Origin of the sequence: Streptomyces sp. NBC_00597 (genome assembly GCF_041431095.1) — a bacterium.
Lineage (GTDB): Bacteria > Actinomycetota > Actinomycetes > Streptomycetales > Streptomycetaceae > Streptomyces.
In genome coordinates this window covers 3544890-3571435 of record NZ_CP107757.1, presented here as the reverse complement: position 1 = coordinate 3571435, position 26546 = coordinate 3544890, and the positions used below count along the sequence as shown (strand labels likewise).

Below are 26546 nucleotides of genomic sequence, written 5' to 3'. Positions count from 1 at the left end.
GCAGGCCCCGACGGGCCTTGTGCCGCATGTGAAACAGGCCTCCGCGCAGTCGCGCGGGGGCCTGTTTCGTTATGAATCGGCGTCTCAAGGGCCCTTACGCGCCAGCCGGAGGGCCCCTAGTCTGATCACTGCCCGTTGGTTACTCGCCAGTTACAAGCGCTGGTTGCAAGCCCTGTTGGAAGCCGTCATTCACCGCCTTGGATGACAGGCCCTGCCGCGTGGTCCGGAGGACGTCCGTGAGCGACACACAGACCTTGATCGAGAACCGCCCGCCCACCGTGGCGGCACTCTTCCTTGAGCGTGTCGCCGCCACGCCCCACGCCGAGGCGTACCGGTTCCCGGTGCCCGCGGCCGGCGGCAGCGGCCCCGACGACTGGAAGTCGCTGAGCTGGGGCCAGGCGGCCGAGCGGGTCTTCGGCATCGCCGCCGGTCTGCTCGACCTCGGCCTGCAACCGGAGCAGCGGGTCGCGCTCGCCTCCAACACTCGCGTCGAGTGGATCCTCTCCGACCTGGGCGTCATGTGCGCCGGTGGAGCCGTGACCACGATCTACCCGAGCACCAACGCCGAGGAGTCGGCGTTCATCCTCTCCGACTCGGCCAGCCGCGTGTTGATCGCCGAGGACGCGTCCCAGCTGGCCAAGGCCCGTGAGTGCCGCGCCGACCTGCCCGAGCTCGCCCACGTCGTGGTCCTGGAGGCCGCCGACGCGGTGCAGGCCGAGGGCGACCCGGAGGGCTGGGTGCTCTCCCTCGCCGACCTGGAGGCGCGCGGCAAGGAGTACCTCGCCAAGCACCCCGAGGCGATCAAGGAGCGGATCGGGGCGATCACCCCCGACCAGCTCGCCACGCTGATCTACACCTCGGGCACCACCGGCCGTCCCAAGGGCGTGCGGCTGCCGCACGACAACTGGTCGTACATGGCCAAGGCCACCGTTGCCACCGGGATGATCTCCAGCGACGACGTCCAGTACCTGTGGCTGCCGCTCGCGCACGTCTTCGGCAAGGTCCTGACCTCCGGCCAGATCGAGGTCGGGCACGTCACCGCCGTCGACGGCCGGATCGACAAGATCATCGAGAACCTGCCGGTCGTCCAGCCCACGTACATGGCCGCCGTGCCCCGGATCTTCGAGAAGGTCTACAACGGGGTCGCGGCCAAGGCCCGCGCGGGCGGCGGCGCCAAGTACAAGATCTTCCAGTGGTCGGTCGGAGTGGCCCGCGAGTACGCCAAGGTCACCCAGGACAACTACCGGCGCACCGGCCAGGCCACGGCCCCCTTCGGCCTCGCCACCAAGCACAAGATCGCCGATGCGCTCGTCTACGCCAAGCTCCGCGACGCCTTCGGCGGCCGACTGCGCGCCGCCGTGTCCGGCGCCTCCGCCCTGGCCCCGGAGATCGGCTACTTCTTCGCCGGCGCGGGCATCCACATCCTTGAGGGCTACGGCCTCACCGAGTCCAGCGCGGCCTCCTTCGTCAACCCCGGCGAGGCCTACCGCACCGGCACCGTCGGCAAGCCGCTCCCCGGCACCGAGGTCCGCATCGCCGACGACGGCGAGATCCTGCTGCGCGGCCCCGGCATCATGCAGGGCTACCACCTGCAGCCCGAGAAGACCTCCGAGGTGCTGGAGGAGGACGGCTGGCTGCACACCGGCGACATCGGCGAGCTCTCGCCCGACGGCTACCTGCGCATCACGGACCGCAAGAAGGACCTGATCAAGACCTCGAACGGCAAGTACGTCGCCCCGGCCGAGATCGAGGGCCGCTTCAAGGCGATCTGCCCGTACGTGTCGAGCATCGTGGTGCACGGCGCCGACCGGAACTTCTGCGCCGCCCTGGTCGCCCTGGACGAGCCGTCCATCCTGGGCTGGGCCGCCGAGAACGGGCTGGAGGGCAAGACGTACGCCGAGGTGCTGGCCGCGGCGGAGACGAACCGGCTGATCGAGACGTACGTCCAGACCCTGAACGAGGGCCTCCAGCGCTGGCAGACGATCAAGAAGTTCCGGATCCTGCCGCGCGACCTCGACGTGGAGCACGGCGACCTCACGCCCAGCCTCAAGCTGAAGCGGCCGGCCGTCGAGCGTGAGTTCAAGCACCTCATCGACGAGATGTACGAGGGGTCGCGCGAGGCGTAGCGTCCGCGCCGGGCCCTGCGGGGCGGGGCAGCAGGCCGCCCCGCGGGGCCGTGCGGCGGGAACCGCCCCGCCGGTGCGCGGGGACCGGCCCGGCGGCGGGTGCGGGACAATGGGGGCATGCCTTCCGCACTGCCCGACGGTGACCCCATGCCCGAAGACGGCTCGCTGCCGTCGCATGCCCTGGCGGGTGCCGGGGACCGGCCGCTCGGGTTCTACCTGCACGTCCCGTACTGCGCCACGCGGTGCGGGTACTGCGACTTCAACACGTACACCGCGACCGAGCTGCGCGGCACCGGCGGCGTGCTCGCCTCCCGGGAGAACTACGCCGACACCCTGATCGACGAGGTCCGCCTCGCCCGCAAGGTGCTCGGGGACGACCCGCGGGCCGTCCGCACGGTGTTCGTGGGCGGCGGCACGCCGACGCTGCTGCCGGCCGCCGACCTCGTACGGATGCTCGCGGCGATCCGCGACGAATTCGGCCTGGCCGAGGACGCCGAGGTCACCACGGAGGCCAATCCGGAGTCGGTGAACCCGCAGTACCTGGCGGAGCTGCGGGCGGGCGGCTTCAACCGGATCTCGTTCGGCATGCAGAGCGCGAAGCAGCACGTCCTGAAGGTGCTCGACCGCACGCACACACCGGGCCGGCCCGAGGCGTGCGTCGCGGAGGCGCGGGCGGCGGGCTTCGAACACGTCAACCTGGACCTGATCTACGGGACGCCGGGGGAGTCGGACGAGGACTGGCGGGCGTCGCTGACGGCCGCGCTGGGGGCCGGGCCCGACCACATCAGCGCGTACGCGCTGATCGTCGAGGAGGGCACCCAGCTGGCGCGCCGGATCCGGCGGGGCGAGGTCCCGATGACCGACGACGACGTGCACGCGGACCGGTACCTGATCGCGGACTCGGTGATGGCCGAGGCCGGCTACTCCTGGTACGAGGTCTCCAACTGGGCCACCACGGAGGCGGGCCGCTGCCTGCACAACGAGCTGTACTGGCGCGGCGCCGACTGGTGGGGCGCGGGGCCCGGCGCGCACTCGCACGTCGGCGGAGTGCGGTGGTGGAACGTGAAGCACCCCGGGGCCTACGCCGCCGCCCTGGCCGAGGGCCGTTCCCCGGGCGCGGGGCGCGAGCTGCTGTCCGCGGAGGACCGGCGGGTGGAGCGGATCCTGCTGGAGCTCCGGCTGGTCGACGGGGCCCCGCTGTCCCTGCTGGCCCCGGCCGGGCTCACGGCGTCCCGCAAGGCCCTCGCGGACGGGCTCCTGGAGCCGGGGCCGTACGAGGGCGGCCGGGCCGTGCTGACCCTGCGGGGGCGGCTCCTGGCCGACGCGGTGGTCCGCGACCTGGTCGACTAGCCGACGGCTCGACGAGCCGGGTCGACCGGCCGACCCGTCGGCCGGGGCTAGTCGGCCGGAGCCGTGACGTGGTCGATCAGGTGCTCCACCGAGCCCAGCAGGGTCGGCTCCAGGTCCTTGTAGGACGCCACGCGGGACAGGATGTGCTGCCACGCCGCCCCGGTGTTCTCCGGCCAGCCCAGGGCCCGGCAGACGCCCGTCTTCCAGTCCTGGCCCCGCGGCACCACCGGCCACGCCCCGATGCCCAGTGCGGAGGGCTTCACCGCCTGCCACACGTCCACGTACGGGTGGCCGACGACCAGTACGTCCGGGGAGGTCACCGCCGCCGCGATGCGGGACTCCTTCGAGCCCGGGACCAGGTGGTCCACCAGGATCCCCAGACGGGCGTCCGGGGCCGGGTCGAACTCCGCCACGATGGCCGGGAGGTCGTCGATGCCCTCCAGGTACTCCACCACCACGCCTTCGATCCGCAGGTCGTCGCCCCAGACCCGCTCCACCAGCTCGGCGTCGTGCCGGCCCTCGACGTAGATCCGCCCGGCGCGCGCCACGCGGGCGCGCGCCCCCGGGACCGCCACGGAGCCCGAGGCGGTGCGCAGGGGCGCCTGAGGGGCCCGTGAGGGGCGGGTCAGCGTCACCACGGCGCCCTCCAGCAGGAACCCCCGCGGTTCCAGCGGGAACACCCGGCGCTTGCCGAAGCGGTCCTCCAGGGTCACCGTGCCCGCCTCGCAGGCCACCACCGCGCCGCAGAAGTCCGTACCCGCCACCTCGACCACCAGGTCGGGCTCGGCCGGCACCTGCGGGACGGCCTTGGCGCGCTTCCACTGCGGGGTCAGGTCGGGGGAGTACTCACGCATCCGGCCGACGCTACGAGAGAGGCGGCGCTCACGCGTCCGACACGCCGAACCGCCGTGCCAGTGTGTCGCGTTGCGCACGGACGAAGTCCGCGGAGACCACCGCTCCGTGACCCGGCACGTACAGGGCGTCGTCGCCGCCCAGCGACAGCAGCCGGCCCATGGCCGCCGGCCACTGCGCCGGCACGGCGTCACTGCCCGCCTGGGGTTCGCCCGACTCCTCGACGAGGTCCCCGCAGAACACCACCTCGCGCTCTCCGGGGACGAACACCGCCAGGTCGTGCCGGGTGTGCCCGGGGCCGACGTTCGCCAGCAGGACCTGGACCCCGCCCAGCTCCAGCGTCCATTCGCCCGACACCGAATGCCTCGGCACCACCAGCAGGTCCACCGCTTCGGCGGCCTCGGCCTCCGCCAGCCCCTGGCGGACCGCACCGGCGCGCAGCTCCTCGCGGCCGGTCGACAGTTCGGCGTCGAGCCCGACCGCCCCGAAGACCTCGGCGCCGGAGAACGCCGCCACGCCCAGTACGTGATCGAAATGCCCGTGCGTGAATGCGATATGCGTCACGCGCCGGCCCGTCAGTCGCTGCGCCTCGGCCCGCAGCTGCGCACCCTCCCGCACGCACGAGCCCGGATCGATCAGGAGGACCGATTCGTCCCCCACCACCAGTCCCACGGTGCAGTCCCACACCGGAAGCCGCCGCCGCCCGGTCCGCCCGGTCAGCCGCTCCCAGCCCGCCTCTTCCCAATGCACGTCCATGCAGGGACGCTACCCTGGCGGGCCGCCCTTGCCAGGGGCTGACTACCCGGCCGTACACTGGCCGGGGGATCTCTGGCACTCGAACGCCCGGAGTGCCAACGCAGCAGATGAAACCGACCACGACGATTCACCGACGACCAGCTGGAGGTGTGCGCCATGCTCAGCGAACGCAGACTTGAGGTGCTGCGCGCCATCGTCCAGGACTACGTCGGGACGGAGGAGCCGGTCGGCTCCAAGGCGCTCACCGAGCGGCACCGGCTCGGCGTCTCGCCCGCCACCGTGCGCAACGACATGGCCGTGCTGGAGGAGGAGGGCTACATCGCCCAGCCCCACACCAGCGCCGGCCGGATCCCCACGGACAAGGGCTACCGGCTGTTCGTCGACAAGCTGGCGGGTGTCAAACCCCTGTCGACGCCCGAACGCCGGGCCATCCAGAACTTCCTCGACGGCGCCGTCGACCTCGACGACGTCGTCGGCCGGACGGTGCGGCTGCTGGCGCAGCTCACCCGGCAGGTCGCCGTCGTCCAGTACCCGAGCCTGACCCGGTCCACGGTCCGGCACGTCGAGCTGCTGTCGCTGGCTCCGGCCCGGCTCATGCTCGTGCTGATCACCGACACGGGCCGGGTCGAGCAGCGGCTCGTCGACTGTCAGACGCCGTTCGGCGAGACCTCGCTCGCCGATCTTCGGGCGCGGCTCAACAGTCGGGTCGTCGGCCGCCGGTTCACCGACGTGCCGCAGCTCGTGCAGGATCTGCCGGAGTCGTTCGAACCGGAGGACCGCAGCACGGTGTCGACCGTGCTCGCGACCCTGCTGGAGACGCTGGTCGAAGAGGCCGAGGAGCGGCTGATGATCGGCGGAACCGCCAATCTCACGCGCTTCGGACATGATTTTCCCCTGACGATCAGGCCGGTGCTCGAAGCGCTGGAGGAGCAGGTCGTGCTCCTCAAGCTGCTGGGCGAGGCCAACGAGTCGGGGATGGCCGTACGGATCGGGCATGAGAATGCCTACGAGGGACTGAACTCCACGTCCGTCGTCTCGGTCGGCTACGGTTCGGGCGGCGAAACTGTCGCCAAACTCGGCGTGGTCGGACCGACCCGCATGGACTACCCCGGAACGATGGGAGCGGTACGCGCAGTGGCACGTTACGTCGGACAGATCCTGGCGGAGTCGTAAGTGGCCACGGACTACTACGCCGTTCTCGGCGTGCGCCGCGACGCATCGCAGGACGAGATCAAGAAGGCTTTCCGCCGCCTCGCGCGCGAACTCCACCCGGACGTGAATCCGGATCCGAAGACGCAGGAGCGCTTCAAGGAGATCAACGCCGCGTACGAGGTGCTCTCGGACCCGCAGAAGAAGCAGGTCTACGACCTCGGCGGCGACCCGCTGTCCTCCTCCGGCGGCGGTGGCGGTGCGGGCGGCTTCGGTGCGGGCGGCTTCGGCAACTTCTCCGACATCATGGACGCCTTCTTCGGCCAGGCCTCGCAGCGCGGCCCGCGCTCGCGGACCCGCCGCGGCCAGGACGCCATGATCCGCCTCGACCTGGAACTGGACGAGGCCGCCTTCGGCACGACCAAGGACATCCAGGTCGACACGGCCGTCGTCTGCACCACCTGCTCCGGCGAGGGTGCCGCCCCCGGCACCTCGGCGCAGACGTGTGACATGTGCCGTGGCCGCGGTGAGGTGTCGCAGGTCACCCGGTCCTTCCTGGGCCAGGTCATGACCTCGCGCCCCTGCCCCCAGTGCCAGGGCTTCGGCACCGTGGTCCCGACCCCGTGCCCCGAGTGCGCGGGCGACGGCCGGGTCCGCTCCCGCCGCAGCCTCACGGTCAAGATCCCGGCCGGTGTCGAGAACGGCACCCGGATCCAACTCGCGGGCGAGGGCGAGGTCGGCCCCGGCGGCGGCCCCGCCGGCGACCTGTACGTGGAGATCCACGAGCTGTCGCACCCGACCTTCCAGCGGCGCGGGGACGACCTGCACTGCACGGTGACCATCCCCATGACGGCAGCGGCCCTGGGCACCAAATGCCCGTTGGAGACGCTGGACGGATTGGAGGAGATCGACATCCGTCCCGGCACCGGGTCGGGCCAGGCCATCCCGCTGCACGGGCGCGGCGTCACGCACCTGCGCGGCGGCGGCCGCGGCGATCTGATCGTCCACGTCGAGGTCACCACGCCGACCAAGCTGGACGCCCAGCAGGAGGAGCTGCTGCGCCAGCTCGCCAAGCTGCGCGGCGAGGAGCGGCCCATGGGCCAGTTCGCGCCGGGTCAGCAGGGCCTGTTCAGCCGCCTGAAGGACGCCTTCAACGGCCGCTGACCGGCCCGCGAGCGCATGTACGAGCCCGGTCCGGGGATGCCCCGGACCGGGCTCGGCGCATTGATCCGGACGCCTCCGGCGGAGCGGACTATGCCAGGCGAATGCGGTGATTCGGCCCGGTGCGCGGGACGTGGCACGATGCAGTCCATGTCCTCCGCACCGAACGGTCTCTCCCCGTACCCGATCGTGCAGGCTCCCATGGCGGGCGGCGCCTCCTGTCCGCCGCTCGCCGCCGCCGTGTGCGAGGCGGGCGGACTGGGCTTCCTGGCCGGCGGCTACAAGACCGCCGACGGCATGTACCAGGAGATCAAGAGGCTGCGCGCGCTCACCCGGCGCCCGTTCGGCGTGAACCTCTTCATGCCGCAGACCGGCTACGTGGACCCGGCCGCCGTGGAGGCGTACCGCGGGCAGCTGGCCGGCGAGGCCGGCTGGTACGACGTGTCCCTGGCCGACGAGGACATCATCGGCACCAGCGACGACGGCTACGACGCCAAGCTCGCGATCCTCCTCGAAGACCCGGTTCCCGTGGTCTCGTTCACCTTCGGCGTTCCCGTGCCCGCCGTCCTCGCCGCCCTGCGCAAGGCGGGCACGTACTCCGTCGTCACCGTCACCTCGGTCGAGGAGGCGCGCGCCGCCCAGGCCGCGGGCGCCGACGCCGTCTGCGTCCAGGGCGTGGAGGCGGGCGGCCACCAGGGCACCCACCGCGACGACCCGCAGGCGGACGGCACGGCGGGCGTGGGCCTGCTCGCGCTCGTCGCGCAGGTACGGGAGGCCGTGGCCCTCCCGATCATCGCGGCGGGCGGTCTGATGCGGGGCTCGCAGATCGCGGCGCTGCTGGCGGCGGGCGCGGAGGCGGCGCAGCTCGGCACCGCGTTCCTGGCCTGCCCCGAATCGGGCGCGCACCCGCTGCACAAGAAGGCGCTGACGGACCCCCTGTTCCCCCACACCGAGCTGACCAGGGCGTTCTCGGGACGACCGGCCCGGGGCCTGGTGAACCGGTTCATGCGGGAGCACGGGCCGTACGCCCCGGCCGCGTACCCGCAGATCCACCACATGACCGCCGGGCTGCGCAAAGCCGCGGCCGCGGCCGGGGACCCGCAGGGCATGGCCCTGTGGGCGGGCCAGGGCCACCGGCTGGCCCGGGCGCTGCCCGCGGGGGAGCTGATGGAGGTGCTGGCGGCCGAACTGGCCGAGGCCCGCAGCGCGTTGAAGGAAATGCAGAAGAGGAGTACGTCATGACCGCCCCCGTGTTCGTGGTCGAAGAGGTCCCCGCGGGGCCGGAGTTCGTGCTCGACGGCCCGGAAGGCCGGCACGCGGTGTCCGTGAAACGGCTGAACCCCGGTGAGGCGGTGGTCCTCACGGACGGCCGCGGTGGCTGGGCGCAGGCCGTGGTCAAGGCCGCCGAGGGCAAGGACCGGCTGGTCGTCTCGGTGTCCGCCACCGGCCGGGAACCGGAACCTGCCGTGCGGATCACCGTCGTCCAGGCCCTGCCCAAGGGGGACCGCGGCGAGCTCGCCGTCGAGACCATGACCGAGACCGGCGTGGACGCCATCGTCCCCTGGCAGGCCTCGCGCTGCATCACCCAGTGGCGCGGCGACCGCGGCGCCAAGTCCCTGGCCAAATGGCGGGCCACGGCCCGGGAGGCGGGCAAGCAGTCCCGCCGGGTGCGCTTCCCGGAGGTGGCGGAGGCCATGTCCACGAAGCAGGTCGCGGCGCTGCTGGCCGGCGCCGACCTGGCGATGGTCCTGCACGAGGACCGGGACGCACCCTCGGGGGCCCTGGCCACGGCCGAGCTCCCGGCCGGCGGCTCCGTCGTCCTGGTGGTCGGCCCCGAGGGTGGGGTCTCGCCGGAGGAGCTGGCCGTCTTCGCGGAGGCCGGCGCCCACCCCCACCGCCTGGGCTCCTCGGTCCTGCGCACCTCCACCGCCGGCACCGCGGCGACGGCGGTCCTCCTGGCGCGCACCGGCCGCTGGTCCTGAAACGCACGTGAGGGCGCCGACGGCGCCGGATACGATGCCCGGGCTGATCAACACCGGCGTCGACGGCCCGTCAACGCCACTGTCACGGAAGGCGAAGCAATGGCCGGGGAACCGCAGGCGGACTGCCTGTTCTGCAAGATCGTCGCGGGGAGCATCCCGGCGACCGTGGTCCGGGAGACCGAGACGACCTTCGCCTTCCGGGACATCAACCCGCAGGCGCCCACGCACGTCCTCGTGATTCCCCGCGTGCACTACCCCGACGCCGCCTCGCTCGCCGCCGCCGAGCCGGCCGTCGCCGCCGACCTGCTGGCCGAGGCCGGACGGATCGCGGCCGAGGAGAAGGTCGACGACCACGGCTACCGCGTCGTGTTCAACACCGGCGCCGGCGCCGGCCAGACCGTCTTCCACGCGCACGCGCACGTCCTCGGCGGCCGCGGTCTCCAGTGGCCCCCCGGATAGACCGTGTCCGTACGCGAATTCGTGGTGCTGGGCACCGCCAGCCAGGTGCCCACCCGTCACCGCAACCACAACGGCTACCTCCTGCGCTGGGACGGCGAGGGGATCCTCTTCGACCCGGGCGAGGGCACCCAGCGCCAGATGCTGCGCGCCGGGGTGGCCGCCCACGACATCAACCGGATCTGCATCACCCACTTCCACGGGGACCACAGCCTCGGTCTCGCCGGGGTGATCCAGCGCATCAACCTGGACCGGGTCCCGCACCCCGTCACCGCCCACTACCCGGCCTCCGGGCAGAAGTTCTTCGACCGGCTGCGGTACGCCACCGCCTACCGGGAGACCGTCGCGCTCGGCGAGCAACCGGTGGCCGGGGACGGGACGCTGGCCCGGGGGCCCTCGTACACCCTCGAAGCCCGTCTGCTCTCGCACCCGGTCGAGTCCTTCGGCTACCGGCTCACCGAGCCGGACGGCCGCCGCATGGTGCCCGAACTGCTCGCGCGGCACGGGATCAAGGGCCCCGACGTGGGCCGCATCCAGCGCGAGGGGCAGCTGGGCGGGGTCACTCTCGACGACGTCAGCGAGCCGAGGCCCGGGCAGAGCTTCGCGTTCGTCATGGACACCCGGCTGTGCCCCGGCGTGGACGAGCTCGCCGCGGGCTGCGACATGCTCGTGATCGAGTCCACGTTCCTCGACGAGGACGAGGCGCTGGCCACCGACCACGGGCACCTCACCGCCGGCCAGGCGGCCCGGGCGGCGCGCGACGCGGGTGTACGGCACCTCGTGCTGACGCACTTCTCGCAGCGCTACTCGGACCCGCAGGAGTTCGAACGCCAGGCCCGCGCGGCCGGCTTCGAGGGCGAACTGACGATCGCCGCGGACCTCGTACGGGTCCCCCTGCCGAAGCGCGGCTAGCCGGACCGTTCGCGCTCCCGGTCGCGGGAGCGGCGGGCCGCCGGTGAGAGCAGCAGCACCCGGCGCGGGGTGCGGCGTACGCGGACGGGCGCGCCCGCCGGCTCCGGCCCGGCCCCGGTCCCGGCCCCCGTCCCGGGGTGCGCCGCCGGGGCCGTCCCGCCGCGGCGGACCGGCTCCTCGGCCGCAGCCGCCGGGCGGGCGCCCGCGCGCAGCGCGACGGCGGTCAGCGGGCCGGCCACCGCGAGCAGCAGGGCGCCCAGCACCAGCCCCATGCCCGGGAAGCCGAACGCCTCGGCGAGCAGGCTGCCCGCCACGGGCCCGCAGGCCGTTCCCAGCGAGGAGGCGGCCCCGGCGAGCACCGCCCAGCGGCCGCGCGGGTCCAGGGTCGCCGCGAGGCCGATCACGTACGAGAGGACCACCGGGTACACCGCGTTCCACAGGATCTCCCCGGTGGCGAACCCGGCGAGCCCGTCCGCGGCGGAGGTCAGCACGATGCAGCCCGCGATGGCCGCCGTGCCCGCGCCGACCGGGAACGCCCGCCCCAGCCCGGCGCCGAACGCGGAGGCGGCCGTGACCCCGAGCAGGCCCGCGCCCAGCGCCACGGCGAAGACGACGCCCAGGGTGGCCTCGGGCAGGCCCGCCTGCTCGGCGCCGATCCGGCCGCTGACGCCCCACAGGGCCTCCTGGGACAGCGACCAGAACAGCAGGCAGCCCGTCAGCACCGCCCCGGCGCGCGGGTGCGGCGGCCGCCCGGAGCCCCGTACGGAAGGACCCGGGCGGGTGGGCCCGCCGAGTCGGCCGGTCGCCGGCCAGACCAGTGCCGCGACCAGGGCGATGGCCGCGAACGGCAGCCCGTGGCCGCCGCCCAGGCGCGGCAGGGTCAGGTACAGCGCCCCCGCGGTCGCCGAGACCGACAGCAGCCCGAGGGACGAGGTGCGGCGCGGATCGCGCTGCCCGGCGATGCCGGCGGCGGCCACTGCGGTGGCGGTACCGGAACCGAAGCCGCCGACGACGACGCCCGCGACCACCAGCGGGATCAGGGCGGTCGAGGCCGCCGTGCCGTAGCCCAGGGCGGCGAGCAGCAGCCCGAGCCGGGCCAGCGGGCGGGGCCCGTGGCGGGGGATGCGGGAGGCCAGGGTGAAGCCGGCCGTGGCGGAGCCGAGCAGCAGGGCGGTACCGACGAGCCCGGCCTGAGCGGGACTCAGCGGGAGGTGGGCGTCGAGCCGTCCGACGACGGTCGGGAGCAGGTACGAGGCGGTGTATCCGGCGGTGAAGAGGGCCACCAGGGGCCAGGCGGCGGGCGGCGCGGAGGTGTTGTCGGACACGGAGGTTTTCCCGGTGGTGCGCAGGTGGGGCGGGGTGTTCCGCGGAACCGCGGCGCCTTTGTCTATCAAGTGGTCCACGACCCGGAGAAGAGCGGCACGAGAGTGATGTGCGACACACTGGGTTTTGGCCCTGTCGGGGACGGGCATGGCTGGCAGCTTTCCATCGAATGCCCGCTTGCAGAAACGAGCCTTCGCACCAAACGGGGAGTACACCGTGACCAGTCGGGACAGCCGCACCAGCCGCAGCGCAGCCGTGGATCCGCTCGGCCCGTTGCGGGACCCCGCCGAACCGGGGTTCGACGTCTACCTGACCGGCACGGTCTTCCTCGACATCATCTTCACCGGCCTCGACTCGGCCCCCGTCCGCGGTACGGAGTCCTGGGCGCGCGGCATGGGTTCCAGCCCCGGGGGAGTGGCCAACATGGCCACCGCGCTGGCCCGGCTCGGCCTGCGCACCTCGCTCGCCGCGGCGTTCGGCGACGACCACTACGGCGAGTACTGCTGGGACGCGCTGGAGCAGGGCGAGGGCATCGACCTGTCCATGTCGCGGACCATCCCCGGCTGGCACAGCCCGGTCACGGTCTCGATGGCGTACGAGGGGGAGCGCACGATGGTCTCGCACGGCCACGAGGCCCCGCCCCCGGCTGGCCCGGGGCCGTTCCCGCAGTGCCCGCCGCGCACCCGGGCCGCCGTGGCCTCGCTGGGGCAGGGGCGGACGGACGCGTGGATCGCGGAGGCGGCGCGGCGCGGGGCCCGGGTCTTCGCGGACGTGGGGTGGGACGAGAGCGGGCGCTGGGACCTGGACGCCCTGGCCGACCTGGAGCACTGCGAGGCGTTCTTGCCGAACGCGGGGGAGGCGATGCGGTACACGCGCACGGACTGTCCGCGGGCGGCGGCGCGGGCGCTCGCGCGGAAGGTGCCGGTCGCGGTGGTGACCATGGGCGCGGAGGGCTCGTGCGCGGTGGACGGGCGGACCGGGGAGACGGCGGAGGTCCCCGGGATCACGGTGGACGCGCTGGATCCGACGGGGGCGGGCGACGTCTACGTGGCGGGCTTCGTCACCGGCACCCTGGCGGGGTGGCCGTTGGCGGACCGGCTGGCGTTCGCGGGCCTGACGGCGGCCCTCTCGGTCCAGGAGTTCGGCGGCTCGCTGTCCGCCCCGGGCTGGCCGGAGGTGGCCCACTGGTGGCGCGCGGCCCCCGAGGCCCTGCGGCCGCGCTACGCCTTCCTGGACGCGCTGGTCCCGCCGGGTGCGGAGACCGCCCCCCGGCGCAGGGCGGTCCCGACCATCGGCTTCCGCCACCCGGTCTGAGGGGTGCCCGGCGCCGGGGGCGGCGGGGCGGGGAAAACCCCTCGGGGATGGTCCGGCGGAGTCGTACCCTTGGTACTCCGGAGGTCGTCGATCGGCGAGGCCCCTCAGCGGGAGGTATGTGCAGGCCACAGTGCCGGCCCATGACTCAGACACCCACAGCCCAGACACCGGCGCCGGGGCAGGCGCGAGCCCACTTCACCGTTCCGGCCAGGCACCCGATGGTCACGGTGCTCGGCTCGGGTGACGCCCTGTTGCGCGTGATCGAGAAGGCCTTCCCGAAGGCTGACATCCATGTTCGGGGCAATCAGGTCAGCGCGGTCGGAGACACGGCGGAAGTCTCCCTGATCCAGCGCCTGTTCGACGAGATGATGCTGGTGCTCCGCACCGGGCAGCCGATGACGGAGGACGCAGTGGAACGCTCGATCGCCATGCTCAAGGCGAGCGGTAACGGCAACGGGCCGGACGAGACGCCCGCAGAGGTACTCACCCAGAACATCCTCTCCAGCCGTGGCCGCACCATCCGCCCCAAGACCCTCAACCAGAAGCGGTACGTCGACGCGATCGACAAGAACACGATCGTGTTCGGCATCGGCCCCGCCGGTACCGGCAAGACGTACCTCGCCATGGCCAAGGCGGTCCAGGCGCTCCAGTCCAAGCAGGTCAGCCGCATCATCTTGACCCGCCCCGCCGTCGAGGCGGGAGAGCGGCTCGGCTTCCTGCCGGGCACGCTCTTCGACAAGATCGACCCGTACCTGCGCCCGCTGTACGACGCACTGCACGACATGATCGACCCGGATTCGATCCCCCGGCTCATGGCGGCCGGGACCATCGAGGTGGCGCCGCTCGCGTACATGCGCGGCCGGACGCTCAACGAGGCCTTCGTCGTCCTCGACGAGGCGCAGAACACGAGCCCGGAACAGATGAAGATGTTCCTGACCCGTCTCGGCTTCGATTCGAAGATCGTCATCACCGGTGACATCACCCAGGTCGACCTTCCCGGCGGCACCAAGTCGGGTCTGCGCCAGGTCCAGACGATCCTCGAAGGGGTCCCGGACATCCACTTCTCGCGGCTCACGTCCGAGGATGTCGTCCGGCACAAGCTGGTCGGCCGTATCGTCGATGCGTACGAGAAGTACGACGACACCCAGGACGCCCAGTCCCGGAACGGCTACCAGCGGAAGTAGAACCCAGCGCACCATGTCGATCGACGTCAACAACGAGTCCGGAACCGAGGTCGACGAGCGGGCGATCCTCGACATCGCCCGCTACGCGCTCACCCGGATGCGGATCCACCCGCTGTCCGAGCTCTCCGTCATCGTCGTCGACGAGGACGCCATGGAGCAGCTCCACATCCAGTGGATGGACCTGCCGGGTCCCACCGACGTCATGTCCTTCCCGATGGACGAGCTCCGTCCGCCGGCGAAGGACGACGAGGAGCCCCCGCAGGGGCTCCTCGGCGACATCGTGCTCTGCCCCGAAGTGGCGAAGAAGCAGGGCGAGGACGCCCCGACCCAGCACTCCATGGACGAGGAGCTCCAGCTCCTGACCGTCCACGGGGTGCTGCACCTGCTCGGGTACGACCACGAGGAGCCGGACGAGAAGGCCGAGATGTTCGGCCTCCAGGCGGCCATCGTCGACGGCTGGCGCGGTGAGCGCGGCATGACCGGTCCGTCCCCGGCCCCGACCGTCTCGTGACCGCCCCGCAGCTGATCACCGGCGCGGTGCTGCTAGTGGTGGTGGCTTGGTTCGCGGCGTGCGCCGAGTCCGGGATCGCCCGGATCTCCAGCTTCCGCGCGGAGCAGGCCGTACGGGAGGGCCGGCGCGGCAGCGAGAAGCTCGCGCAGGTCGCCGCCGACCCGACCCGCTACCTCAATGTGGCGCTGCTCGTGCGTGTCACCTGCGAGATGGCGGCCGGCGTGCTGGTCACGTACGTCTGCCTCGACGAATTCGGCGACAACTGGAAAGCGCTGCTCGTCGCGATCGCGGTGATGGTGCTGGTGTCGTTCGTGGCCGTCGGGGTCTCCCCGCGCACCATCGGCCGCCAGCACCCCCTCAACACGGCGACGGCGGCCTCCTACGTCCTGGTCCCGCTCGCCCGCGTCATGGGGCCCATCCCGCAGCTGCTGATCCTCATCGGCAACGCGCTCACGCCCGGAAAGGGCTTCCGCAAGGGGCCGTTCGCCTCCGAGGCGGAGCTGCGCGCGATGGTCGACCTGGCGGAGAAGGAGTCGCTGATCGAGGACGAGGAGCGCCGGATGGTGCACCAGGTTTTCGAGCTCGGCGACACGCTGGTGCGCGAGGTGATGGTGCCGCGGACCGACCTGGTCTGCATAGAGCGGTACAAGACGGTCCGTCAGGCGACCACGCTGGCCCTGCGGTCGGGCTTCTCGCGCATCCCGGTGACCGGGGAGAACGAGGACGACATCGTCGGCGTCGTGTATTTGAAGGACCTGGTCCGCAAGACGCACATCAGCCGGGAGGCGGAGGCCGACCTGGTGACGACGGCGATGCGGCCGGCGGTTTTCGTGCCGGACACCAAGAACGCGGGAGATCTGCTGCGGGAGATGCAGCAGGTGCGCAACCACGTGGCCGTGGTCATCGACGAGTACGGCGGCACGGCCGGCATCGTCACCATCGAGGACATCCTTGAGGAGATCGTCGGCGAGATCACCGACGAGTACGACCGCGAGCTCGCGCCCGTCGAGGACCTCGGCGAGGACCGCTACCGGGTGACGGCGCGCCTGGACATCACCGACCTCGGCGAACTGTTCAAGGTCGAGGACTTCGACGACGAGGACGTGGAGACGGTCGGCGGGCTGCTGGCGAAGGCGCTGGGCCGGGTCCCGATCGCGGGCGCCTCGGCGCTCGTGGAGCTGCCGGACGGGCGGCCGCTGCGGCTGACGGCCGAGTCCCCGGCGGGCCGGAGGAACAAGATCGTGACGGTGCTGGTGGAGCCGGTGGCTCCGGCGGCGGGAGAGGGCGGGGAGGGCGAATGACACCGGCGGAGCTGCGTGCGTTCTGCCTGGGTTTCAACGCGGCGGTGGAGGAGTTCCCCTTCGGCCCGGAAACCTCGGTGTTCAAGGTGCTCGGCAAGATGTTCGCGTTGTCCGGGCTGGACGGGGACCCGCTGACCGTGAACCTCAAGTGCGAGCCGGAGCAGGCGGTACGGCTGCGTGCGGAGCACGAAGCGGTCGCGCCGGGCTGGCACATGAACAAGCGGCACTGGAACACGGTGACGGTCGGCGGGCTGCCGGACGCGCTGGTGCGGGAGCTGATCGAGGACTCGTACGACCTGGTGGTGGCGGGCCTGCCGAGGGCGGAGCGGCTGCGACTCGACCGGCCGTGAGGCCCGACCGGCCGTGAAGGTGGGGCGGGGTCGTTGCGCGGCCCCGCCGAGGCGCTCCCTATGCTTTCGACCATGACCGACACCACCGGGATCAACCCCGAGGACAGCAAGATCATCACGCTGGCGCGCAGCGCCCGGGCCCGCAACGGGGTGCCCGAGGGCGCGGCGGTGCGGGACGAGACGGGCCGTACCTACGTCGCCGGGACGGTGGACCTGGAGTCCCTGAAGTTGAGCGCCCTGCAAACGGCGGTCGCGATGGCGGTGGCGAGCGGGGCCGAGTCCCTGGAGGCCGCGGCCGTGGTCAGCTCGGTGGAGGCGGTGGCCGAAGCCGACCGCGCGGCGGTCCGCGACCTCGGTGGCCCGGCCACCCCGGTCCTCCTGGCGGCCCCGGACGGCTCCCTCAAGTCCACCACCCCGGCAGGCTCCTGACCCGGTCGACCCGTCGGGCCGGTAGGCCGGGCGTCCGTCGGCCTTCCCGCCCGGCAGCCTTCGCGCCCACGGGCCTTCTCGTCCGGCATCCTTCGCACCCGCCGGACCATGTGCCCGCTGGGTTTCGTGCCTGCGGGGCTTCGTGCCCGCCGGGCCTTGCGTCCGCTGGGCTTCGCGTCCGCCGGGCTTCGTGCCTGCTGGACCTTGTGCCTGCCGGACCTCGCACCCGCCGGGTTTCGTGCCTGCCGGGCCTTGCGTCCGCTGGGCTTCGCGTCCGCCGGACCTCGTGCCTGCGGGGCTTCGTGCCTGCCGGGCCTTGCGTCCGCTGGGTTTCGTGCCTGCTGGACCTTGTGCCTGCCGGCCTTGCGTCCGTGGGGCTTCGTGCCCGCCGGGCCTTGCGTCCGCGGGGCTTCGTGCCTGCCGGGCCTTGCGTCCGCCGGACCTCGTACCCGTCAGCTTTGGCGCCAGACCAGGGTGTAGCGCCAGAACAGCCTCCGGCGCAGCCGTGCGCCCGGCAGTACGGCCCCGGCCTCGCGGACGACGGCCCGGAAGCCCATGTCCGCCGGGCGGGTCGGGGCGGTCATCGAGGGCGGCCGGGGAGCCGTACGCCCCTTGTTCTTGATCCAGCCCAGGGCGGCGTTGAGCGGAATCGCAGCCGCGCCGAGCAGGTGGTCGCCCGGGGTCTGCGCCCGCGCGAGACCGACGACGACCAGGGTCCCGCCCGGCGCCAGGCGTCGGCGCAGGAGCCGCAGGGCCTCGCCGAACGGCAGGTGGTGGATCGTGGCGACGCAGGTGATGACGTCGTACGGCCCCGGTGGGAGCTCCGTCAGCGCGTCCCCCACGGAGAACGTCACCGGGGTGCCCGGCGCGGTCAGCTGCCGTGCCCGGGCGACGATCGCCGCATCGGCGTCGATGGCGTCCACCGCCGGGGCCCGGCCGGCCAGGAGCCGGGCCAGGTCCCCGCTGCCGGAGCCCACGTCCAGCGCCCTGCCGAACCGGCCGGGCAGCTGCCGCAGTATCCATCGGTGGTAGTGGGCGTTGTGGTCCCAGGGGTGGGCGTCGTTGAACCTGCCGATCGCCTCGAAGGCGCGCTGCGTCAGTGTGGTCACGCAGTGAGTGGATCATGGGCGCGGCGGCGGATCACCATGGCCATCAGCGCGGCCATCGCGCACAGCGCGCCCGAGGCGTACCAGACCAGGTCGTACGAGCCGAAGGCGTCACGGGCCAGGCCGCCCAGGAACGCCACCAGCGCCGCGCCCACCTGGTGGGAGGCCAGGACCCAGCCGAAGACGATCGCGCTGTCCTCCCCGTAGTGCTCGCGGCACAGCGCGATGGTCGGCGGGACGGTGGCGACCCAGTCCAGCCCGTAGAAGACGATGAAGAAGACCATCGGCGGGTGCACGGACGGCGCCAGCAGCATCGGCAGGAAGAGCAGCGAGATCCCGCGCAGCGCGTAGTACACCGCGAGCAGGCGGCGCGCCTCGAAGCGGTCCGTGAACCAGCCGGAGGCGATGGTGCCGATCACGTCGAACACGCCGATCACCGCGAGCAGTCCCGCGGCCGCCGTCACCGGCATGCCGTGGTCGTGCGCCGCCGGTACGAAGTGGGTCTTGACCAGCCCGTTGGTCGACGCCCCGCAGATCGCGAAGGTGCCCGCGAGCAGCCAGAAGGGGCCGGTCCGGGCCGCCTTGAACAGCACCGTCACCGCTCGCCGCGCCGCGCCCACGGCCGGCGCCGGCTTCTCGGCCCAGGTGCCCCCGTACGGGGCGAGCCCCACGTCGGCCGGGTGATCGCGCAGCAGCAGCCAGACGAACGGGACGACCACCAGCGCCGCCAGCGACACCGTTACGGCCGCCGGACGCCAGCCGTGGTGCACCACCAGCCAGGACAGCAGCGGCAGGAAGATCAACTGCCCGGAGGCGCCGGCCGCGGTCAGGATGCCGGTGACGAGGCCGCGCCGGGCGGTGAACCAGCGATTGGTGACGGTCGCCGCGAAGGCCAGCGCCATGGAGCCGCTGCCCAGGCCCACCAGTACGCCCCAGAACAGCACCAGCTGCCAGGGCGTCGTCATCCACAGCGTGGCCACCGTGCCGCCGGATATGACGAGCAGGGCCAGGGCCACCACCTTGCGGATGCCGAAACGGTCCATCAGGGCGGCGGCGAAGGGTGCGGTCAGCCCGTACAGGGCGAGGTTCACCGAGACGGCGAGGCCGATCGTGCCCCGCGACCAGTCGAACTCCTCGTGCAGCGGCTCGATGAGCAGGCCGGGGAGGGAGGCGAAGGCCGCGGCGCCGATGATCGTCACGAAGGCGACGGCCGCGACGAACCACGCGCGGTGGACGCGCCCCGGGGATGCCGGGGCCGGACCGGGGGTGTGCGGGGCGGGGTGGGGAGCTGTCTGGGTCACGCAGAAAGCTTCCGGCCGGGGAGCCCCCGTACGACAGTGGCCTGACCGACACCCTTCGATATGATCGGGCCATGGCCCCTCATCGCGTCGTCGTCCTCGCGCTCACGGGGCTGCTGCCCTTCGAGCTCGGCATCCCGCACCGGATCTTCGGCCGCGCCAAGGACTCCACCGGGCAGCCCCTGTACGAGATCCTCACCTGCGCCCTGGCCGCCGGGCCGGTGCGCACGGACGCCGATTTCGCGGTCCAGGTCGAGCACGGACCCGAGCTGCTGGCCACGGCCGACACCGTGGTGGTGCCCGCCTCGTACGAGCTGGGGCCGGTGTACGAGCACGGCCGGCTCGGCGACGGGCTCGCCGCGGCGCTCGCGTACATCCGGCCCGGGACGCGGCTCGTCTCCATCTGCACGGGCGGGTACGTGCTGGCCGCCGCCGGGTTCCTGGACGGCCGCCCGGCCACCACCCACTGGGCGCACGCCGAGCACTTCCAGCGCCTCTTCCCGGCCGTACGGGTGGACGCCGGCGTGCTCTACACCGACGACGGGGACGTGCTGACCTCGGCGGGGGTCGCCGCCGGCATCGACCTGTGCCTGCACATCGTGCGCCGCGACCACGGGGCCGCCGTCGCCAACGACGTGGCCCGGCGGACCGTCGTACCGCCCCACCGGGACGGCGGGCAGGCCCAGTTCATCGACCGGCCGGTGCCGCAGCCGCAGCTGGCCAGTACGGCGGCGGCCCGCGCCTGGGTGCTGGACCGGCTGCACGAGCCGGTGCGGCTGGTCGACCTGGCCCGCCAAGAGGCCATGTCGGTACGGACGTTCACGCGCCGGTTCCGGGAGGAGTCCGGGGTCAGCCCGGGCGAGTGGATCGTCGGGCAGCGGGTGGAGCGGGCCCGGCGGTTGTTGGAGAAGACGGACCTGCCGATGGAACAGGTGGCGCGGGAGACCGGGTTCGGGACGGCGCAGTCGCTGCGCAAGCACGTCCAGGCGGCGCTGGGGGTGAGCCCCACGGCGTACCGGCGCACGTTCCGCGCGACGAGCGGGGGTGGGGGCGGGAGCGGCGACGAGAGGCTGCCATCTCCTGATGGGCCATCAGTTGGTGCCGGGTCCGTGCATTGACTTCTCCCGTCGTCCGCTCGTGAATGGCCCCCTGTCGGCGCGAGGAACCCAGGGGGCGGGCCGTGCGAACACGGGCGGGCAGCAGGAGATGGTCGGTGGCCGTCGGCGTGGCGGTGCTGGCTGCCACGACCGGGGTCGCGCCCGGTGCGCCCGCCGCCGAAGTAGCCGGTTCGACTGCCGGTCCCCCGGGGCAGGTCGAGTTCCCGACGCACTGCCTGCCGCCGCAGGAGGCCGGACTGCCGCCCGCCGACGGGCCGACCACGGCCCGCATCACCGTCGACGACCCGGCGCCGAAGCTCGGCGACACGGTCACCGTGACGTACCAGGTGGCCCGGACCCCCGCGGTGAACCCGGTCGGCACCGAACTCCCGGCCGATGCGCTGACCCCGACCGGGCGGATCCTGCTGGGGGGTGCGCAGAGCGGTGAGGTCACGGTCGTGGGAGCGAAGCGGAACGACCCCGTCCAGGCAGGTGCGGAACTGCCCGCCGTCACCATGACCGGCACGTTCACCGTCACCGCGCCCGGCGAGATCACCCTGGCCCCGGGCGGCTACACCCTGCACACCAGTCACCTCCTGGACCTGGACACCGTCTGCACCGTCACCGGGGCGCCGGTGTCCGAGCGGCTCACCGCGAGCCCGCTGCCCCGGGCCAACCTGCGGTCGGTCGCGCTCGCCGCGGCGTACGGGAAACCCGGCGCCGAGGTCACGGTCACCGGCGCCGGCTTCGCTCCGGGCGCGGCCGTGACCGTGGCCGGCCGGGCGGGCGCCGCCGGGACCGCGGACCGGGTGGCGGTCACGGCGGACGAGCACGGCGCGGTCCTGGCGCAGCTGCCGGTGTCGGACCGGACGACGACGGCGGTGGTCGCGTACGAGGGCCCGGCATGGTCGGCGCAGCAGGGCTCGGGCCCGGCGGCGTACACGGTGATCGAGGACGCGCCCCCGCCGCCGCCGGGTACCCGGAAGGTGACGGTGGTGGTCGAGCCGGGCGCGCTGTCGATGAACCAGGAGGGCGAGTCGATCGCGCTGGGCGCGGTCCCGTACGGAGAGGGCGGCGCGGCCCCCGGCCGGATCGGCACGGTCACCGTCAAGGACGCGCGGGGCGGCCCGGCGGGATGGACGCTGATCGGCAAGGTCACGGACTTCACGGGCCCGGGCGGGGTCCGCGTCCCGGGGGCTTCGCTGCGCTGGACCCCGACCTGCACGGCTGCGGCGGGCAGCCCGAGCCGGTGCGCGCCCGGCAGCCCGGGGGCGGTCGGCCCGGAGGGCGCGGTGCTCGCCTTCTCGCCCGACGCCGCGCAGGTGGGCGGGACGTTCACGATCGATGCGACGGTCACCCTCACCCTCCCCCCGTACACCCCGCCGGGCGCGTACCGGGCGGTCCTGACCCTGACCCTCTCGTGACCCCCGTGCCGCGGGTCCCCCGGGCCGTGGCACGGCGGGCCCGGCCGGTCGGGGTGGCGCTGCTCGGCGGCGTGATCGGCGCAGCCGTGCTGCTCCTGACCCCCGGGACGGCCGCTGCCGACGACGGGCAGTGGTCCGTGCTCCCCGCCGCCACGAGCGTGGCCCAGCGGCCCTGCTTCTACCTGGCCGCCGCCCCCGGCGGGACCGTCGACGACGCCGTCACCGTCACCAACCGCACCGACCGCCCCCGCACCTTCCGCCTCTACGCCGCCGACGCCTACAACACCGCCCGCGACGGCGGCTTCGCGCTCCGCGGCCCCGACGAGCCCCGCCGTGCCACCGCCGCCTGGGCCAGGCTCGCCCGGGAGCGGGTCACCGTCCCGGCCGGCGGGTCCGTGAGCGTCGGCTTCAGCCTCACCGTCCCCGACCGGGCCGAACCGGGCGACCACCCCGGCGCCATCGTGGCCCTGGAGGAGACGGCCGCCGCCCCCGCCGCGGGGATCGGCGTCCGCCAGGCCGTCGCCGCCCGGCTGTACCTGAGGGTGGCCGGCCCCACCGCCCCCGCCCTGGCCGTCGAGGACCTGCGCGCCTCCGGCACCGGGGTCTCGTACACGCTCCACAACATCGGCAACGTCACCCTGCGCCCCCGCGCCACCCTCACCGCCTCGGGAGCCCTCGGCCGCCGTCTGCTCGGCCGCGAGCTCACCGGGCTCCCCGCAGAGCTGCTCCCCGGCCAGGAAGTCCGGCTCGGCACCAGGTGGGAGCACCCGCCCGCCGTCGAGTGGGCCGAGGTCTCGGTGCGCGCCGAGGCCGCGGGAACCGTCGACCGGGCGCTCACCCCGTACGCCGCCCGGCCCCCTTTGGTGGCCGTACTTGCCGGCGCCGTCGCCCTCGTCGCGGCGGGCTGGTCGGCGCTGGGACCCGCATCGGGGAGAATGGCCCGTATGAGCGATCGTTCCCCCGAGTCCACCAGCCCGCACCGTGCGGGCTTCGCCTGCTTCGTCGGCCGCCCCAACGCGGGGAAGTCGACCCTGACCAACGCACTCGTGGGCACCAAGGTCGCGATCACCTCCAACCGGCCGCAGACCACCCGCCACACCGTCCGCGGCATCGTGCACCGCCCCGACGCCCAGCTCGTCCTGGTCGACACGCCCGGCCTGCACAAGCCGCGCACGCTGCTCGGCGAGCGCCTGAACGACGTCGTGCGGACCACGTGGGCCGAGGTCGACGTGATCGGCTTCTGCCTGCCGGCCGACCAGAAGCTCGGCCCCGGCGACAAATTCATCGCCAAGGAGCTCGCGGGGATCAAGAAGACCCCCAAGATCGCCATCATCACCAAGACCGACCTGGTCGAGTCCAAGCAGCTGGCCGAGCAGCTCCTCGCTGTGCACCAGCTCGGCGCCGAGCTCGGCTTCGAGTGGGCCGAGATCGTCCCGGTCTCGGCGGTCGGTGACACCCAGGTCCAGCTGCTGGCCGACCTGATCGCGCCGCTGCTGCCGGAGAGCCCGCCGCTGTACCCGGAGGGCGACCTCACCGACGAGCCCGAGATGGTGATGGTCGCGGAGCTGATCCGCGAGGCCGCGCTGGAGGGCGTACGGGACGAGCTCCCGCACTCCATCGCCGTCGTGGTCGAGGAAATGATCCCCCGGGAGAACCGCCCGGCGGACCGCCCGCTGCTGGACATCCACGCGAACGTCTACATCGAGCGGCCCAGCCAGAAGGGCATCATCATCGGCCCGAAGGGCTCCCGGCTCAAGGAGGTCGGGATGAAGTCGCGCAAGCACATCGAGGCGCTGCTCGGCACCCCGGTCTTCCTCGACCTGCACGTCAAGGTCGCGAAGGACTGGCAGCGCGACCCCAAGCAGCTGCGCAAGCTCGGCTTCTGACCCTGCGGTCCCGCTAACCGAGCCGTCGCACCTTCACCGCGTTGTCCGTACGGGTCCCGGGCCGGCCGTCAGGCCGGGTCTGGACCCGTTCGTGCTCCTCGGCGAGCAGGACCTCCCACGCGCCCTCGGGCAGCTCCAGCTGTGCCACGACTTCGTCCGGGGTCGGGAAGTGGACCTCGGGGCGCGAGTCCTGCTGCCAGGCCGGCCAACCGGCGTGCCCGGCGATCAGCAGGATTCCGCCGGGGGCCACCGCGGAGGCGGCGGCGCGCAGGATCCGCTCGCGGGGGAAGTCCCCGAACGAGTGCAGGAAGCACGCGGAGACGAGGTCGAACTCCCCGGCGGGGAAGGACTCGGCGAGGTCGTGCCGCTGCCACTCGACCCGGTCGGCCACACCCGCGTCGGCGGCGTGCCCGGCGGCCCGCTCCAGGGCGACGCCCGAGATGTCGGTCCCGGTGACCCGCCAGCCCCGGTGGGCCAGCCAGACGGCGTCGGCCCCTTCGCCGCAGCCGAGGTCGAGGGCTCGGCCGGGCGTGAGGTCCGCGACCTCCCGGACGAGGACGGCGTTGGCGTCGCCGCTCCAGATCCGGTTGCCCTCGCGGTAGCGGGAGTCCCAGAACTGCTCGCCCACGAACTCGGACGGTGACGCGGACTCGGACGGTGATGCGGGCGCGGACGCGGACGTGGGCGCGGACTCGGGCGCTTGGTGCTGCCGGTGCTGCGACATGGGGGACCTCTTCCCTGCGGGTGCCTGTCCCCTCGATGCTGCGCCGGTGCCCGACACCCGGGCAAACATCGTTGCCGTTCCGGCAAATCGCCCGGGCGGGCCTCCACCGCGGCCCGGTCAGGGGCTGGTTTCGGCCACCCGGGCAAGGGTGACGACCTTCCTTCGGGCGCCTTCGTCAGGCACCTTCCTTCAGCAGCCGGGAGATCAGCGTCCGCTGGGCCTGCGACAGGTTCGGTTCCTGGCAGGCGACCGTCCGGCCGTCGACCGTGATCCGGTACGAGAACCCGTCCCGTACCCGGTCCGATCCGGGGGCGGCCGGTACGGGCTTCAGCGACAGCTGGGCAAGGGCCCGCCACTCGTCCTCGTCGGGCAGGCCCGAGGTGTCCACCTCGGCCCGGCGCTCGATGCCCGCGAAGCCGCCCGTCCGCACCACCAGAATCCGCATGCCCGCCTTTCTATCCCGGATGGGCCGGCTATCCCAGGCCGACCGCCGACCACGCCTTCTGCAAGGCCTGGTGTTCCGCGCCGCCGTCCCCGTACCGGGCCACCGCGGCCGCCACCGACAGCCGCGCGAAGTCCTGGAAGGTCGCCTCGGCCGCGAGTTCGCCGCCCGTCAGCGTGTCGTACCAGATCCGCCCGGCCCGCTCCCACGCCTTGCCGCCGAGTTCGGTGGCCACGAGGTAGAACGCGTGGTTCGGGATGCCGGAGTTGATGTGCACCCCGCCGTTGTCCTGTGAGGTCTTGACGTAGTCGTCCATCGTCGCCGGCTGCGGGTCCTTGCCGAGCTCGTCGTCGTCGTACGCGGTGCCCGGCGCCTTCATCGAGCGCAGCGCGACCCCGCTGACGTTCGGGCCGAGCAGTCCGGCGCCGATCAGCCAGTCCGCGTCCCCGGCCGTCTGGTCCAGCGAGTACTGCTTGATCAGCGAGCCGAAGACGTCGGACATCGACTCGTTCAGGGCGCCCGACTGCCCGTGGTAGTCGAGGTTCGCCGTGTACTGGGTGACCCCGTGGGTGAGCTCGTGCCCGATGACGTCCACCGACACGGTGAAGTCGAGGAACAGGTCACCGTCCCCGTCGCCGAACACCATCTGCTGGCCGTCCCAGAAGGCGTTGTTGTACTCCTGGCCGTAGTGCACGCTCGCGTCGAGGGCCAGCCCGGAGTCGTCGATCGAGTGCCGGCCGAAGCCCTTCAGGAACAGCTCGTACGTGGCGCCGAGTCCCGCGTACGCGCGGTTGACCGTGGCGTCCTTGCTCGCCTCGCCGCCCTCCCCGCGCACCTTCTTCCCGGGCAGCCGGGTGCGGTGCTGTGCGTCGTAAACGGTCCGCTGCGGTTCGTCGGAGACGGGCGTCCCCGGGGCGGGGGCGATCCCCCGGACGGTGGTGACCCGGCGCCGTGTGCGCAGGAAGGCGTCCTGTTCAAGGGTGCGCTGGGCGGCGTCGGCGCGCCGTGCGTCCTCGGACCGGGCGATCTTGTCGAGCAGGTGGGGCGGGACCACCGTGCAGAAGACGGGGTGGCGGTGAACGTGGGAGGCATCCATCCCGGCAATGTGGCAGTGGGTCATGACGGTGTCACTACCTGCAACCATGATTCATTCAGTTGTCTGAAATCCGTCACGCCGCGTTGACGGATCAACCTGACCTGTAGCGAGGAAAGAGGCGTAGCTCACATTAGGTACAAATCGGACATGGCAGTCCCGCATACTGAAACAGGTCCTCGCGTTACGGCGCGGCTCGGATAGGCTCGGCCCATCATGCGTTTCGGGCTGCTTCTCCTTAGCTGCCGCGGCGAGGGTCTGTAGTCGTAGGCCGACCCCCTCCCCGCGGAGTTTGGTGTTGCGGTTTTTACGACCGCCGT

The 26546-nt window shown here is 72.9% G+C and carries 25 protein-coding genes; 17 read left to right on the top strand and 8 right to left on the bottom strand.

The genetic code is table 11. The features are described from left to right. Positions 1 to 236: 236 nt before the first annotated feature. Positions 237 to 2126, top strand: a complete 1890-nt coding sequence (locus tag OG974_RS15915) for an AMP-dependent synthetase/ligase (protein ID WP_327283379.1) — start codon at positions 237 to 239, stop codon at positions 2124 to 2126. A gap of 117 nt (positions 2127 to 2243) precedes the next feature. Then, positions 2244 to 3476: a radical SAM family heme chaperone HemW gene (hemW, locus tag OG974_RS15910; RefSeq protein ID WP_327283378.1), complete on the top strand. Its 1233-nt coding sequence runs from the start codon at positions 2244 to 2246 to the stop codon at positions 3474 to 3476. A 47-nt stretch (positions 3477 to 3523) separates the two neighbouring features. Here hemW and OG974_RS15905 read toward each other — a convergent pair whose 3' ends face one another. Both OG974_RS15905 and OG974_RS15900 read right to left on the bottom strand, forming a co-directional pair. Next, positions 3524 to 4330 carry a DUF3097 domain-containing protein gene (locus tag OG974_RS15905; RefSeq protein ID WP_327283377.1) on the bottom strand — a complete coding sequence of 269 codons (807 nt, stop codon included), beginning with the start codon at positions 4328 to 4330 and terminating at the stop codon, positions 3524 to 3526. Positions 4331 to 4358: 28 nt separating this feature from the next. Beyond that, the gene (locus tag OG974_RS15900; RefSeq protein WP_371643488.1) at positions 4359 to 5084 is read right to left on the bottom strand and encodes an MBL fold metallo-hydrolase; all 726 of its coding nucleotides are present in this window, start codon (positions 5082 to 5084) and stop codon (positions 4359 to 4361) included. Positions 5085 to 5240: 156 nt separating this feature from the next. On the opposite strand from OG974_RS15900, the gene hrcA reads away from it, so the two are divergent. The 6 genes from hrcA to OG974_RS15870 all read left to right on the top strand — a co-directional run bounded on the left by hrcA (position 5241) and on the right by OG974_RS15870 (position 10744). Beyond that, entirely contained in the window at positions 5241 to 6257 is a 1017-nt protein-coding gene (gene hrcA, locus OG974_RS15895) for a heat-inducible transcriptional repressor HrcA (protein WP_327283375.1), read from the top strand. After that, the gene (dnaJ, locus tag OG974_RS15890) at positions 6258 to 7397 is read left to right on the top strand and encodes a molecular chaperone DnaJ (protein WP_327283374.1); all 1140 of its coding nucleotides are present in this window, start codon (positions 6258 to 6260) and stop codon (positions 7395 to 7397) included. Positions 7398 to 7544: 147 nt separating this feature from the next. Next, positions 7545 to 8636 (top strand): nitronate monooxygenase, encoded by a 1092-nt coding sequence (locus OG974_RS15885; protein WP_327283373.1) that lies wholly within the window; start codon positions 7545 to 7547, stop codon positions 8634 to 8636. Then, entirely contained in the window at positions 8633 to 9376 is a 744-nt protein-coding gene (locus OG974_RS15880; protein ID WP_327283372.1) for a 16S rRNA (uracil(1498)-N(3))-methyltransferase, read from the top strand. Before OG974_RS15885 ends, OG974_RS15880 begins: the two co-directional genes overlap by 4 nt. 99 nt (positions 9377 to 9475) lie before the next feature. Further along, complete coding sequence (locus OG974_RS15875) at positions 9476 to 9835, top strand: histidine triad nucleotide-binding protein (RefSeq protein ID WP_327283371.1); 360 nt, start codon at positions 9476 to 9478, stop codon at positions 9833 to 9835. Between the two features lie 3 nt (positions 9836 to 9838). Continuing rightward, on the top strand, positions 9839 to 10744 hold the full coding sequence (locus tag OG974_RS15870; RefSeq protein ID WP_327283370.1) for a ribonuclease Z: 906 nt from the start codon (positions 9839 to 9841) through the stop codon (positions 10742 to 10744). Here OG974_RS15870 and OG974_RS15865 read toward each other — a convergent pair. Continuing rightward, positions 10741 to 12069 carry an MFS transporter gene (locus OG974_RS15865; RefSeq protein ID WP_327283369.1) on the bottom strand — a complete coding sequence of 443 codons (1329 nt, stop codon included), beginning with the start codon at positions 12067 to 12069 and terminating at the stop codon, positions 10741 to 10743. The genes OG974_RS15870 and OG974_RS15865 overlap by 4 nt on opposite strands. Positions 12070 to 12214: 145 nt before the next feature. On the opposite strand from OG974_RS15865, the gene OG974_RS15860 reads away from it, so the two are divergent. From OG974_RS15860 to OG974_RS15835, 6 genes are all read left to right on the top strand, one after another. Continuing rightward, positions 12215 to 13381 carry a PfkB family carbohydrate kinase gene (locus OG974_RS15860; protein WP_371643485.1) on the top strand — a complete coding sequence of 389 codons (1167 nt, stop codon included), beginning with the start codon at positions 12215 to 12217 and terminating at the stop codon, positions 13379 to 13381. Between the two features lie 140 nt (positions 13382 to 13521). Further along, entirely contained in the window at positions 13522 to 14565 is a 1044-nt protein-coding gene (locus OG974_RS15855) for a PhoH family protein (RefSeq protein ID WP_327283367.1), read from the top strand. 13 nt (positions 14566 to 14578) lie between these two features. Then, positions 14579 to 15076 carry an rRNA maturation RNase YbeY gene (gene ybeY / locus OG974_RS15850; RefSeq protein ID WP_030862467.1) on the top strand — a complete coding sequence of 166 codons (498 nt, stop codon included), beginning with the start codon at positions 14579 to 14581 and terminating at the stop codon, positions 15074 to 15076. After that, complete coding sequence (locus OG974_RS15845; RefSeq protein ID WP_327283366.1) at positions 15073 to 16377, top strand: hemolysin family protein; 1305 nt, start codon at positions 15073 to 15075, stop codon at positions 16375 to 16377. Before ybeY ends, OG974_RS15845 begins: the two co-directional genes overlap by 4 nt. Beyond that, positions 16374 to 16727 (top strand): MmcQ/YjbR family DNA-binding protein, encoded by a 354-nt coding sequence (locus OG974_RS15840; RefSeq protein ID WP_327283365.1) that lies wholly within the window; start codon positions 16374 to 16376, stop codon positions 16725 to 16727. Before OG974_RS15845 ends, OG974_RS15840 begins: the two co-directional genes overlap by 4 nt. A 72-nt stretch (positions 16728 to 16799) precedes the next feature. Then, complete coding sequence (locus OG974_RS15835) at positions 16800 to 17156, top strand: cytidine deaminase (protein WP_327283364.1); 357 nt, start codon at positions 16800 to 16802, stop codon at positions 17154 to 17156. Between the two features lie 452 nt (positions 17157 to 17608). Here OG974_RS15835 and OG974_RS15830 read toward each other — a convergent pair whose 3' ends face one another. Both OG974_RS15830 and OG974_RS15825 read right to left on the bottom strand, forming a co-directional pair. Next, positions 17609 to 18265 (bottom strand): class I SAM-dependent methyltransferase, encoded by a 657-nt coding sequence (locus OG974_RS15830; protein ID WP_327283363.1) that lies wholly within the window; start codon positions 18263 to 18265, stop codon positions 17609 to 17611. Beyond that, positions 18262 to 19563 carry an MFS transporter gene (locus tag OG974_RS15825; RefSeq protein WP_328762721.1) on the bottom strand — a complete coding sequence of 434 codons (1302 nt, stop codon included), beginning with the start codon at positions 19561 to 19563 and terminating at the stop codon, positions 18262 to 18264. The genes OG974_RS15830 and OG974_RS15825 overlap by 4 nt, the downstream gene beginning before the upstream one ends. 71 nt (positions 19564 to 19634) lie before the next feature. Between OG974_RS15825 and OG974_RS15820 the strand changes: the two genes are divergently transcribed. From OG974_RS15820 to era, 3 genes are all read left to right on the top strand, one after another. Beyond that, entirely contained in the window at positions 19635 to 20678 is a 1044-nt protein-coding gene (locus tag OG974_RS15820; RefSeq protein WP_329313499.1) for a helix-turn-helix domain-containing protein, read from the top strand. A gap of 23 nt (positions 20679 to 20701) precedes the next feature. Further along, a complete protein-coding gene (locus OG974_RS15815) occupies positions 20702 to 22081 on the top strand; it encodes a beta-xylosidase (RefSeq protein WP_371643482.1) in 1380 nt (459 codons plus the stop codon). A 935-nt stretch (positions 22082 to 23016) separates the two neighbouring features. After that, positions 23017 to 23967, top strand: a complete 951-nt coding sequence (gene era, locus OG974_RS15810; protein ID WP_327285641.1) for a GTPase Era — start codon at positions 23017 to 23019, stop codon at positions 23965 to 23967. A 13-nt stretch (positions 23968 to 23980) separates the two neighbouring features. Here the strand turns inward: era and OG974_RS15805 are convergent, their stop codons facing one another. From OG974_RS15805 to OG974_RS15795, 3 genes are all read right to left on the bottom strand, one after another. Then, the gene (locus tag OG974_RS15805) at positions 23981 to 24691 is read right to left on the bottom strand and encodes a class I SAM-dependent methyltransferase (protein ID WP_328762716.1); all 711 of its coding nucleotides are present in this window, start codon (positions 24689 to 24691) and stop codon (positions 23981 to 23983) included. Between the two features lie 175 nt (positions 24692 to 24866). Then, a complete protein-coding gene (locus tag OG974_RS15800) occupies positions 24867 to 25136 on the bottom strand; it encodes a protealysin inhibitor emfourin (protein ID WP_328762715.1) in 270 nt (89 codons plus the stop codon). Between the two features lie 28 nt (positions 25137 to 25164). Next, positions 25165 to 26229 (bottom strand): M4 family metallopeptidase, encoded by a 1065-nt coding sequence (locus OG974_RS15795; protein ID WP_327283357.1) that lies wholly within the window; start codon positions 26227 to 26229, stop codon positions 25165 to 25167. Positions 26230 to 26546 lie beyond the last annotated feature (317 nt).